The organism is Catonella sp. (assembly GCF_057250765.1).
In genome coordinates this window covers 17,014-30,199 of sequence record NZ_DBHIEC010000001.1, presented here as the reverse complement: position 1 = coordinate 30,199, position 13,186 = coordinate 17,014, and the positions used below count along the sequence as shown (strand labels likewise).

8 protein-coding genes are annotated in these 13,186 nt (G+C 39.1%); 6 read left to right on the top strand and 2 right to left on the bottom strand.

Going from position 1 to position 13,186, the window contains the following annotated elements:
• The first annotated feature begins 321 nt into the window (after positions 1–321).
• The gene (locus ACO6HM_RS00120) at positions 322–2,910 is read left to right on the top strand and encodes a heavy metal translocating P-type ATPase (protein WP_485389193.1); all 2,589 of its coding nucleotides are present in this window, start codon (positions 322–324) and stop codon (positions 2,908–2,910) included.
• Positions 2,911–2,976: 66 nt separating this feature from the next.
• Here ACO6HM_RS00120 and ACO6HM_RS00115 read toward each other — a convergent pair whose 3' ends face one another.
• Positions 2,977–5,082: a helix-turn-helix domain-containing protein gene (locus ACO6HM_RS00115; RefSeq protein ID WP_485389192.1), complete on the bottom strand. Its 2,106-nt coding sequence runs from the start codon at positions 5,080–5,082 to the stop codon at positions 2,977–2,979.
• Positions 5,083–5,391: 309 nt separating this feature from the next.
• Here ACO6HM_RS00115 and ACO6HM_RS00110 point away from each other — a divergent pair, with 309 nt between their 5' ends.
• From ACO6HM_RS00110 to tig, 4 genes are all read left to right on the top strand, one after another.
• Positions 5,392–6,300, top strand: a complete 909-nt coding sequence (locus ACO6HM_RS00110; RefSeq protein ID WP_485389191.1) for an ABC transporter permease — start codon at positions 5,392–5,394, stop codon at positions 6,298–6,300.
• Between the two features lie 11 nt (positions 6,301–6,311).
• Entirely contained in the window at positions 6,312–7,217 is a 906-nt protein-coding gene (locus tag ACO6HM_RS00105) for a carbohydrate ABC transporter permease (RefSeq protein WP_485389190.1), read from the top strand.
• A gap of 39 nt (positions 7,218–7,256) precedes the next feature.
• Positions 7,257–8,915, top strand: a complete 1,659-nt coding sequence (locus tag ACO6HM_RS00100) for an extracellular solute-binding protein (RefSeq protein ID WP_485389189.1) — start codon at positions 7,257–7,259, stop codon at positions 8,913–8,915.
• A gap of 184 nt (positions 8,916–9,099) precedes the next feature.
• The gene (gene tig, locus ACO6HM_RS00095; protein WP_485389188.1) at positions 9,100–10,269 is read left to right on the top strand and encodes a trigger factor; all 1,170 of its coding nucleotides are present in this window, start codon (positions 9,100–9,102) and stop codon (positions 10,267–10,269) included.
• A gap of 75 nt (positions 10,270–10,344) precedes the next feature.
• Here tig and ACO6HM_RS00090 read toward each other — a convergent pair whose 3' ends face one another.
• A complete protein-coding gene (locus tag ACO6HM_RS00090; RefSeq protein ID WP_485389187.1) occupies positions 10,345–11,373 on the bottom strand; it encodes a LacI family DNA-binding transcriptional regulator in 1,029 nt (342 codons plus the stop codon).
• 356 nt (positions 11,374–11,729) lie between these two features.
• Here ACO6HM_RS00090 and ACO6HM_RS00085 point away from each other — a divergent pair, with 356 nt between their 5' ends.
• Positions 11,730–13,061, top strand: a complete 1,332-nt coding sequence (locus ACO6HM_RS00085) for an extracellular solute-binding protein (protein ID WP_485389186.1) — start codon at positions 11,730–11,732, stop codon at positions 13,059–13,061.
• Positions 13,062–13,186: the final 125 nt, after the last annotated feature.

Below are 13,186 nucleotides of genomic sequence, written 5' to 3'. Positions count from 1 at the left end.
AGTGATGACACGTGTGCAATATGTAGGACATAAATTTTTCACAAATTAGTGATTATAGCCCTCCTTGACTTTTTTGTTAAGGAGGGTTAAAATTTATAAAATAAATTGAATGCAATGTAATTTTGACATACTCATTATTAAGTGTAATGATAAGAACTAATGTTTTATGATGGAGCGCTTATATGATATAAGCGTCAAAGGTATAACTTAGATGTTAGATTGTTTACAAGAGAATTAATTGTATTGGAATACCTTAATCTATAAATGAGACCACTTTTACTTTGGTAAAACGATACAAAGTGAGTGTAGAAAGAAGGCATAATGAAAAAAGAAACCTACAATATAACAGGTATGTCCTGCGCTTCTTGCTCTGCAGCCGTCACAAGGGCTGTAGAGAAGCTGGAAGGCGCAAAGGATGTAAATGTCAACCTTATGCAAAATAAGATGACACTAGAGCTTTCAGACGGACTTACGGATGAAATGGTCATAAAGGCAGTAGAAGATGCAGGCTATGGAGCGAGTGTAAAAAAGGACATCAAGTCTGATAGCAGTAAAAATCAGACAGATGTAGCTGGCGATTATGCAACAGAGCTTAAGCTTAGGGCGATAGTTTCATTTATCTTCATGGTCCCGCTTATGTATTTTGGTATGGGAGGTATGTTTAATGCACCGTTTCCAAAGGCATTTACGGGAGACGGAGGGAAGCTTCTCCTTGCGCTTACTGAACTCCTGCTTGTTCTTCCGATTATTTTCACCGGAAGAAAGTTCTTTATAAGCGGATTTAAGCACCTATTTAAGAGAAATCCAAATATGGATACCCTCATTGCGATAGGCTCAGGTACATCATTTTTATACAGCATTTATTCTCTGTATATGCTTGCCTACTTCATTTCCATAGGAGATGTTAAGTCATCCATGCCTTTTGGGATGAATCTCTACTTTGATTCAGCGGGTACCATACTTACTCTCATTACCCTAGGTAAATACCTTGAAGCAAGGAGTAAGAAGAAGACTACAGAAGCTATAAGCAAGCTTGTAAATCTGATTCCCGACAAGGCAGTCATCTTAAGAGACGGCGTGGAGAGTGAGGTGTTGGTCTCCGAGGTGGAGGCAGGAGATATAGTAGTAGTAAAGGCTGGAGAGACTGTACCTGTGGATGGTGTCATAGTAAACGGCAGTGGTGCTGTGGATGAAGCCATGGTGACAGGAGAGAGTATTCCTGTAGAGAAAAATACAGATGACAGGGTGACGGGAGGAACCATCAGCCGTTCTGGTTATTTCACCTTTAGGGCCACCAATGTAGGTGAAGATACTGCGCTTTACAAGATTATTTCCCTTGTAGAGGAGGCTGCAGGCTCAAAAGCTCCTATATCAAGACTTGCAGACAAAATCAGCGGAGTCTTTGTGCCTGTGGTGCTCTGTATATCGCTTCTTACTTTCGTTATCTGGTTCTTTGTAAAGGGGGACTTCTCCTTTGCTCTTAATATGGCGGTTGCAGTCCTTGTCATCTCCTGCCCTTGCGCACTGGGACTTGCCACTCCTGCGGCTATTATGGCTGGTACAGGAAAAGGAGCTGAGAAGGGCATTATTATAAGAAATGTGGTAAGCCTAGAGGTAGCACATAAGATAGACACTGTAGTTCTTGACAAGACAGGTACAATTACTGAAGGAAGGCCTAAGGTAACAGATGTATTTGTAGAAGGTATAATAGAGGATGAGTTTATTTCGCTTGCGGCTACTCTTGAGAGTGCCAGTTCTCATCCGCTTGCTAATGCGGTTACAGAGTACGCTAAAGCTAAAAACATCGAGATAAAAAGGGCTGAAACTCTTGAAACCATAGAGGGCAGAGGAATAGCGGGAGAGATTAATGGGCAAGCCTTATATGCAGGAAATGCAGCCTATATGAAGGAGCTTGGCATAACTGATAACGGCTTTAAGGCTAAGGCAGATGAGCTTCATAACATTGGAAAGACGGTTCTCTACTTTGCAAGAGGAAAAGAGAAGAAGGAGCTAATCGGCATCATAGCTGTAGCTGACGTGATAAAGGAAGGAAGTAAGGAGGCTGTAAAGGAGCTTAACCAGATAGGCATAGATGTGGTTATGCTTACAGGAGACAATGAGCGCACAGCCATTGCCATAGGACGTGAAACAGGAGTAAACAGAGTGGTCGCAGAGGTTAAGCCTGCGGATAAGGAAGCAGAGATAAGAAGGCTTAAGGAGCAGGGTAAGACTGTCATGATGGTTGGTGACGGAATAAATGATGCCCCTGCCCTTGCAGGAGCTGATGTGGGAGTAGCCATTGGAACCGGTGCAGATGTGGCTGTAGATACGGCTGACATCATACTTATGCACAGTGACCTAAGAGACGTGCCTTATGCAATCCTGCTAAGTAACGAGGTAGTAAAGAAGATTAAAGAGAATCTGTTCTGGGCATTATTTTACAATGCCCTTTGTATACCGGTGGCGGCAGGAGTATTCTTTGCTGCCTTTGGGCTGAGGCTTAACCCTATGATTGGTGCACTTGCGATGAGCTTTTCATCAGTATTTGTACTATCCAATTCGCTTAGACTAAGGCTTTTTACGCCTAAGTTTAAGAAGGGTAAGGCAAGACCGCAGATTACAAAGAGTCAGCCTAAGCAAAATGAAACGAAGGCTCAGACAGATGAAACAAAGGATAATAGTTACACAAAGGAGGATATTGTTATGGAGAAAACAATTGATATTGAAGGAATGTCTTGCGCTCACTGCGTAAAGCATGTAACAGAAGCTCTTAATGCCATAGACGGTGTGAAGGCAGAAGTAAGCCTTGAGAATAAAAACGCTAAAGTAAGCCTTTTGAAGGAAGTAAGTGATGACGAGCTGAAGGAAGCAGTTGTCAAGGCTGGTTACGAGGTGAAGGGAATACATTAAAAGTCCCGGATGACAAACTAAAGGACCGGTAGCAGAAGATTCTGTTACCGGTCTTTAGCCGTGCAATTATATTTTGTTATCGGTAGAAGCCCAGTTTTTTTGATACTGGGAAGGGGTTGTTCCAGTGTGTTTCTTGAACTGCCTTATAAAGGTTGCAGTACTGTCTATGCCGACTGAAGAAGCTATATCCTGTATCTTAGGAGGATTCTCCTGACAAAGCAGCTTTATGGCATAGTCCATCTTGATAGCAGAGACATAAGTAGAAAAATTTGTTCCCATGTTTTTCTTAAACCAACTAGAAAGATAGACAGGGGTTATGGAAAATGCCTCGGCTACACTACTTAAGGTTAGCGGTTCGCTTAAATGCGAACTTATATATTCTTCCATTCGGTTTGTGATATCGTACTGTTCTTTATCTGTCTTTGCAAAAAGCTGATAAGAAAGGTCAGACAGATTTTGATACATAAATTTTGTATTATAAGCTTCCTGTACATCTGAAAATGAAGGTGGTTCAAGTTTTTTTGCAAGACAGGCCTTTTCAAAAATTGACAGTATTTCAATATAATAATGTCTAAAATCTGATAAGCTAATCGGTGCCTCAGGATAGAATATGAGTTCCAGTTCCCTGCATATCATATCAGGGGCGTTGTTTCTAGCATATTCAAATAAAATATTGTGTGTGTCTATAGGTAGACGGGATTTCTTGTTTGGCAAATTATTATCCACGCTGTAAGTGAACTTTTTACCGTTAATCACAGGAGATGTAAGCAATGAGTTCTCTGCAAGCTTATATTCGGCATTAAGCTCACTTATAGAGGTGCAGTACTCGCGTATGCCTGCAAATATCCGGATATCATTATCTGAGTTACCTATTTCAGTTTCGATTTCTCCAAGAATTGCCTCTTTGTCCTCAGGTCTTGCAACCAAGGAATAGGTGTACTTATTTACGTTAATAAATTTAAGGTTAAATTTATCGGTTAACTTCTTCTCCAGTGCAGACACGAAAGCAATATCCTCACTCCCTGATGCATCCTGAATGAGTAGGATAATTACCATGTAATAAGGATATTTTTCTTCAAGCATGGCAAGAGTCTTCTCATCAGGCTCGGAAGTAGTACTTAATAAGTAGTATAGAGCAATTCTTTCGTTTATTGATCCTTTGCCGCCTGCATCTGAGTTAAGACAATTAATCTCAAATAAAAGCTCATGTATCTGATTTTCAAGTATAGCAACCTCGTTATCTCCTGAACTACCAAACTGCGAAGTGAATCTCTTAAGAGGAAGATAAATCTTATAATTCAGGAACACGAGCAACAGTGAGCTTGCCAGTAGTATGACAAAGGTTATCCCCATTACTGTATACATGTAGTATAAAGGAGACATAAGTTCATCGTTATTCACAAGTACCAGGCTGGTATATGGGAAAATACTCATCTTTGATGAGATGCAGTAGTATTTTGTATTATTAAAGTCAATATAATCATTTAACAGAGCAGCCTTAGTTGCTTTATCTGTGAGAAGAAGGCTCGTGTTTGAGATTAGGATTTTTCCATTCTCGTCTATAACATATCCAAAGAAGTTACTGTCAATGGACTTGTTTATATTTGCAAATTCAGGCAGATAAATCTGAACAGCAATATAACCATGCTTATATAGATTCTTAACATATAAGGCATAAAAATCACTGTACTGATAAAGGCCGTCCGTTAAGTCTTTTATGGATGTGATTTTATTATTATCAGATTTGTTAAGGACTATATCTACAAAGTCATTTTCAGTATATAAATGACCATTGTCTTGTACAACCTTCTGAGATGATTTGGTGTAGAGAAAGGCTGTTTTAGCATAAGGTAGAGATTGTCTCATAAGAGCGAGTTTGTCAGCAGTATTTTCGGCATTTTTCTCAAAAAATTCATTTCCAAGTTTGTCAGATAGCGTATATACCAGAGATGAATCTCGGATGCAAAGCGATAATAGTACATCTAAACGGTTCATTTCGATTTGAAAATCACTACTTAGCTTGGTTAGTTTTGTACTGGCAAGATGATATCTCTCTTTAGTAAGCTGATGACTATACACAGCACTTGATACAAAAAATAATATAGCTATAATAACCGCTATCGATAAGTTAAGATAAATTACCCCGCTAAGGATACTTTTTCTTGTTCGCATTTAAAAACCCCCATTTGTAACCAACTAAATATTAGCTTGTTCTTAAATATTATCATAATTTTTGTACATATAAAAGTAAAATAGATGAAATATGAGTTATCGTTTTTTAATATAGGTTTCAAAAATTAATATTAATGCTAAAAAATGAAATAATGACTAAAAAATAATGCTTGATTTAGGGATAATTGTGCGATATAGTCAAAACACAAAAACTGAGAAGAAAGAAATGGTTAAATAATTAACAAAAACATATATGCTAAAACAAAATCAAATCATGTAAGATTGATAAAAAGAATAGGAGGAGTTTCAATGAAAAAAAGTTTTTTTAGGAGATGCCTAGACCACAAAGAATTGATACTTATGTCAATACCGGGTCTTGTTGCAGTGTTCATTTTTTCATATCTACCTATGTATGGAATACTGATAGCTTTCCAGGACTACAACCCGGTGGGAGGGCTTTTTGGTGCAAATCACTGGGTAGGGTTAAAATACTTCAAACAGTTTTTTGCAAATCCTTACTTATTTCGTTTGATTAAAAACACACTCTTATTAGGAGTATATACACTGCTGTGGAGTTTTCCTGCGCCTATAATTTTTGCATTGCTTATGGATCAGCTTACCAATAGTAAGTTTAAGAAGGTTGTTCAGTCAATCTCTTATCTTCCATACTTTATTTCAACTGTAGTTATAGTAGGACTTGTGATTAACTTCTGTGGAGTAGATGGTGTTATCAATACCATAAGAGGATTCTTTGGCGCTAAAGAAATATCGTTTATGACTGACCCAAGATATTTTAGGACGATTTTTATTGCAAGTAATATATGGCAGGGTTTAGGTTGGGGAGCAATTGTATACCTTGCAGCCTTATCAACAGTAGACCCTCAGCTGCATGAGGCAGCTACTCTGGATGGTGCGAACAGATGGCAGAGAATCAAATACGTGTCCTGGCCTGCTATCATACCAACTACAACTATTATGTTAATACTTGAGAGTGGAAAAATTATCTCGTCTGACTTTACAAAAGTTCTACTTTTATACAATGAGTCTACCTATGAAACAGCTGATATTATAGGGACTTATGTATACAGAGAAGGTATCTTAGGCGGAAAGTTCGAGTATACGACAGCGATTGGACTTTTGACATCGATTATATCTTTTGTATTGCTAATTACGGCTAATTTCTTTAGTAAGAAAATTAGCGAAAATAGTTTGTGGTAGGAGGTGCAGGAATGAAAGGAGCCAATAAAAGAAAAATTAAGTTAAGTCTTGGCGACAGAGTATTTAATTTTACCAATGTCTTAATAATGCTAATCATTTCTGTGGTAATGCTCGCACCTATCATACACGTAGTATGTGTATCTGTATCAATAGGCTCAGAAATCCAAAAAGGTGGACTCTTCCTATGGCCTAGAGGATTCACAATTGAGGGATATAAAAAGGTGCTTCAGGACAGTTTGATAGTAAGAACCTACTTAAACACAGTTATATATGCAGGATTACATACAATACTCGTAATAGTGTTAACGGCATTTACTGCATATCCGCTTACAATTAAAAGTTTTCCTTTAAGGAAGGGAATTACTATCTTTATAACAATTACTATGTTTTTTAGCGGTGGAGCCATACCTACCTACCTTCTTATGAAGGGGCTGCACCTTATAGACAACCCTGCAGTAATGGTCATACCGTTTGTAGTAACAGCATATAATCTTATATTATTTAGGACATTTTTTGCAGGAATAAACCCTAGTATGCGTGAATCTGCAAGAATAGACGGTGCAGGAGAATTCCTTATCCTTATGAAGATAATAATGCCGCTTTCTAAACCTATTATTGCAGCCATAGCGCTTTTTACGATAGTTGGCAAGTGGAATGACTGGTATTCAGCACTCATTTACCTTAATACACAGGATTATTATCCTGTTCAGATGATACTTAGAAAGATACTTTTTAACAGTACTGCCTTTAATAGCATGGATCCATCCATAATGCAGATGTTCAGAAATAGCACAATTACTCCTCAAAATCTACAAATGGCTACCATAGTAGTCATAATGCTCCCAATAATGTGTATATATCCTTTTATACAGAAATATTTTGCGGCGGGCATTATGGTCGGAGGTGTCAAAGGTTAAGTTGGAGTGAAGGTGTACAATAAAAAAGGAGGAATTTTCATGAAAAGAAAGAATCTATCAAAAATCGTAGCTCTTGGTATGTGTGCTGCCATGTTGCTTTCAGGCTGTGGAGCAGACAAGGGGAAAAGTGGAAGTGCTCAGACTACATCCGGTAAGAGCACAGGAGCCGCTTCAACCAGTGCGGGAGACTCTAAGGAAGCATTAAAGTTTAAGGTAACTACCATTTACTTTGGAGACAAATCACCAGAGGGCACAGAGATTCAGAAAAAATGGCTTGAGATGTGTGAGAGCAAGATGGGACGTCCACTGGATATTACCTTTGAGTACATTCACTCTGGGGACTATACAGAAAAGCTGCAGGTAATAAATGCCGGTGGAGATTTACCTGATATACTTACCTGCTTTAGCTCTAAGGGAAGCACAAAGCAGATGATAGATGAATATGGTTCTAAGGGATTATACTTAAACCTGGCAGAGCACTTAGATAAAATGCCTAATTATAAGAGCTTTTTAGATAAAGACCCTAACAGCAAGAAAAATCTCTTTACTCCTGAAGGAGCGCTTTATGGTGCGTATAACCTTAACGTAACACATATAGGCTCTGCTCATTGTGCAGGTTCAACTTTGATGGCAGTTAAGAACAGCGTATTGAAGAAACTTAATCTTCCTATTCCTACTACTTTAGACGAAGTTTACAAGACAGCTAAGGCTATTAAGGAAGCAGGTGTGTCAAAGTATCCTATAGTACAGCTTGAAGAGTGGCAGAAGCCGGAAGATGTTGTATTTGATGCATATCATACTAATGCAAAAAGATACTTTGACGGCACAAAATTCCAGTATGGACCACTTTCAGATGATTATAAGCTTGCCCTTCAGTATCTCAATAAAATATATACTGAAGGCCTGATATCTCCTGACTATTTTACATATACCACAGATATGGGGAATGCAGATTTAGAGTCCGGCTCAGCATGCATCTTCCTCTCTTCTTGGGAAGGCTACCCTGGAACCTGGGCAACAGAGCGTCCTGCTGATGAATGGGTTGGAGTTCCTATTCCTACCTCAGATAAATATAAGGACAAAGCATGGCAGTTTGAAAGAGAATTTGTCAATGAATATGAATTTGCTTCAAGATATGCTATGGTAGTAAATGCGCAGTCACCTGTTGCAGATGAAATGGTCAAATTCCTTGATATACAGTATGATCAGGATATTGTAGACCTCCTTAACTGGGGTATCGAAGGAAAGACATATGAAGTAAAAGATGGTAAAAAACATCTTATAATTGATAAAGAAAAGTTTGCTGAACTTGGTATGCCTGTTTCAGGAAATATGCGTTCAGGTATCTTCCCTCAGCCACAGGATATGGATTTGTGGAGAATTGAAATTACCAATCCATCACCTATATACTGGGATGGTAAAATAGTAGATGAAAAGCTGGTAGCATTTGCAACTAAAGTAATGAATGCATCCAACACATCACCAACCGATGGGCAGCCTAATCCTTCGATATCTTCAGATGAGTCAAGTGAATACGCAAATATAATGACGCCTGTAGAAACCTATGCGCAAGAGCAGAAGGTTAAATTCATAAAGGGTGAGCGTTCTTTTGATGAGTGGAATAAGTACATAGAAGAACTTAACAATATGGGTGATATCAATGCTGCATTAGAAATCTACAATAGTAAGCTTAAGTAAAATATAAAAGTGTGTGTAGGAAAAAGTGTGCCTGCACACACTTTTTTAATCCACTAATCACAAACTATTCACAAAACTACACTTTCATTTTACCAAAAAACATGATAGAATTGCAGAATACGTTACAGGAATATGACTGTAGCACAATAATATGTTTTGAAGTAGAAGAAAGGGAAAATCAGTAATGAAAAAAAGAGTATATTTAATGACTGCTATCAGTGCGGTAGCAATAGCGTTAACTGCTTGTGGAGGCAATTCGGGCAGTAGTAAGAGTGGAAGCACAGGCTCAGCATCCGGTTCAGCGGTTAGCAGTGGTTCTGCTGCTACAGGCTCAGCTGTAGATAACGGCGCTGTGATAGAGTTCAATCCTTCGGATTACATAGAGAAACTCGCTAACTACAAGGGAGTTGAGTACACCAAGGTAGATACAGTTGTAACCGATGCAGAGGTAGAAGAAAAGGTAAAGGAGTTCCTTAAGAACTATCCTGAGAAGATTACCGACAGAGAGATTAAAAAAGGCGATACTGTCAACATAGACTATGAGGGTAAGAAAGACGGAGTAGCCTTTGACGGTGGAACTGCAAAGGGAACTGACCTTAATATCGGCTCAGGAAGCTTCATTCCTGGCTTTGAAGATGGACTCATAGGCAAGAAGCCGGGTGAGACCGTTGACCTTAACCTTACCTTCCCAAAGGACTATCATAGTGAGGAATTAAAGGGTGCGAAGGTAGTATTTACAGTTAAGATTAACTACATTGTAGGGAAAGCTCCTAAGAAGTTAACCGATGAACTGGTTAAGGAAAACACAGAGTTTGCAACAAGTGCAGACTACGAAGAAGATGTAAGAAAGAAGCTTGAAGAGAGCAAGAAAGATGCTGCAAAAGAGAGCATTCAGAGAGAAGTTATAGAAAAGGTAGTTACAGAAAGTGCAGTAAAATCAGTACCTAAGGAAGCAGAGGACAGATACTATACACAGATTATGAACTACTGGAATAACTTAGCTGCTCAGTATGGACTCAAGTTAGAGGATATCGTTAAGAACCAGTTTAAGCTCACTGAGGAAGAGTTTGATAAAGAAGTAAAGGCTCAGGCAACAAACAGCGCAAAACAGCTTGTAGTTGTTAGAGCAATAGCAGAAGCAGAGAAGCTTGAGGTAACTGATGATGAATATAAGACTGCACTCAATACCTACTATGAGAACAGCGGCGCAAAGGGCAGCATAGATATTGCTGCTTATGAGAGCCAGGTAGGTAAGGGCAATCTTATGGATTTAATACTTCTTGACAAGGTAGGGGCCTATATAGTAAAGAACGGAAAAGAAGTACCTGCAAAGACAGAAACAAAGACCAAATAATAAAGGTTAAATAAATAGAGGTTGTAGCACTAATGTTTTGTAAGTGTTACAGCCTCTATTCTATTCTAAAATTACTCACCCCTCAATTACTGCCAAATGTACCCCTTCTTTGGCATAAGAAGTAGATTCTCTTTGAATGAGCTCGGGTCTAAGAAGGTTGCGGCTTATTGCCATATTATGTGTAAGTATTGAATTAAGAGCGAAAAACCCGGACCTTCCAAGCAGTTCACGCTCCTGGCGTACCGTGGTAAGAGGAGGAGAAAGGAGTGAAGCGAGCGGGATATCGTCTATGCCTACTACGCTTATATCCTCAGGTACAGACAGCCCTCTTCCCATAAGCTCAGTATATACACCGGATGCAATCACATCATTTCCGCAGATAATGGCTGTCGCACCTTTACTTAAAAAATTGTCTATATGGTCCTCGGCTACCCTTGCAACAAAGTAGGCATATATAGCCAAGTCGTCATCTACTGTAAGCTTTCTCTTATTCATACTGTTATAAAAGCCTTCCATTCTCTGCTCGGTAATAAGAGAATTCTTGGATCCGTTTAAGAAGGCTATTTTTCTATGCCCCAGATGATAAAGATGTGAAACTATGAGTTCCATTATTTCTGCACTGTCAGTACCTACATAGCAGGTGTTGGGATTCTTAGCTACATAGTTGTCAAAAAGCACTGTTGGAATAGTAGTAGTCTTAAACTCTTTCAGCCAAGGATCCTCCAGCGCAAAGCCCACACAAAAAGAACCCGTAAAGCCGTTTCTAAACATAAACGAATCATAAGGCTCGTTAGCTTGAAATGCAGGAGTAATGGGCAGAAGAGCGACATCAAAGCCTTCCTTCACCGCTTCCTGCCTAAAGCCTGATACTATGTCATATCCAAACTGTCCCGAAGACTCATAATCCATATTTTCCATAAATATACATAGCCTTTTGCCACTGCCGTTGTGCTTTAGCTTGATGCTCTTGTAACCCATTGAAATGGCTGTATTTACAATCTTTTGCTTTAAAGTCTCACTTACATCCGGAGCGTTGTTAAGACCCTTCGAGACTGTCCCCTGTGAAACTCCAAGCTCTTTAGCTATATCTTTGATAGTAACCATATAAAACCTTCCTCAGTGCTTACGAAAATTTACGAAATTAGTATAATATTATTTTGTCTAATTTGCAATAGTAATTAAGAAAAAAGTGTAAAAAAATTAAACAAAATGCAGAAATGATATGACAATTAAGAGGGGATAAAAGTTTAAAATAGATTACATGTGCTAAATGCACAAAAAAATATTGACAATCAGCCGAGATAATGATAACATAAGACGAAAATAAGGTTTCGTAAAGTTTCGAAACTTTACGAATATATTTCGTTTGTTGATGACCCAATGTTTTTCTGTGGCGGCAGAGAAACAGCAGAAATATCATAAAACGGAATATATTCCAACATCAAAGGAGGATAATTCAAATGAGAAAGTCAAAAAAATTCTTGTCACTTATGCTTGCAGCGGTGATGGCAGCTTCTCTTGTAGGCTGTGGAAAGTCATCTGACACAAAGACAAGCAGTGCGGCTAAATCAGGAAGCGCAGCTACTTCAGCTACTTCAACTGCTTCAACAACTTCTACAGCAAAGTCAGGAAGTGCAGCTTCTACAGATGAAGAGGCGCTTGAGGCTACAATTACAGTATGGAGCCCACAGGAAGATCAGGCTAAGGAGAGCGGAAACTGGCTTGGCACCATGTGCGATAAGTTCGCAGCAGCTCATCCTAACTGGAAGCTTACATTTAAGTATGGTGTTTGCCCTGAGGGTGAGGCAAAGACTCAGGTAACACAGGATCCTAGCGCAGCAGCAGATGTATATATGCTTGCCAATGATAACATCGGTGACCTTGTTGCAGCAAAGGCTATCTCAAAGCTTGGCGGAACCGCACTTGATGCTGTTAAGTCACAGAATACAGATCTTATTGTAAATACAGTTACTTATGAGGGCGGTGTATACGCTGTACCTTTTACATCAAATACCTGGTTTATGTACTACGACAAGAGAGTCTTCTCTGAGGATGATGTAAAGAGCCTTGATAAGATGCTTGAGAAGGGTAAGGTATCTTTCCCACTTAGCAATAGCTGGTACAATGTAGCTTTCTATGCAGGTAACGGTTGTACACTCTTTGGCGGCAACAACGATGCTTCTGCAGGTATTGACTACAGTGGTGAAAAGGCAGTAGCAGCTACAAAGTATCTTGTAAATCTTGTAAAGAACAAGAATTTCTCTAACGATGCTGACGGTTCAGGTATTAAGGGACTTAAGAACGGAAGCGTAAATGCAGTATTTAGTGGTACTTGGGATTATAACAACGTAGCTGATGCCCTTGGTGCTGAAAACGTTGGTATAGTTCAGCTTCCTACAGCTAAGATTGACGGCAAAGAAGTACAGCTTAAGAGCTTTGCAGGATCTAAGGCAATCGGTGTAAACCCTAATACAAAGTATCCACAGGTAGCAGTTGCACTTGCTTCTTTCCTTGGAAGCACAGAGGCTCAGAAAGAGCACTACAAGACAAGAAATACTATTCCTACAGATAAGTCTCTTCTTGAGGATCCTGAAATCGCTTCTGATGCTCTTGCAACAGCACAGGGTAATACAATTGCCAATACTTCTATCATGCAGCCATTCGTAGCCGGTATGTCTAACTACTGGTCAAATGCTGAGAATATGGGTAAGGCTATCCTCTCAGGTGATGTAACAGAGAAAAACGCAGCAGAAAAGACAGAAGCTTTAAACACTGCATTTAATACAAAATAATAAGATGTGATATAAAGGTTACAGACTGCAGACAGTATCTGCGGTCTGTAGCCGGATATTATTATAGATGCGTGTTCAGAGTAAGGGCACGCATTTATAATAAAAATAAGTTTATGAGGAAGCGG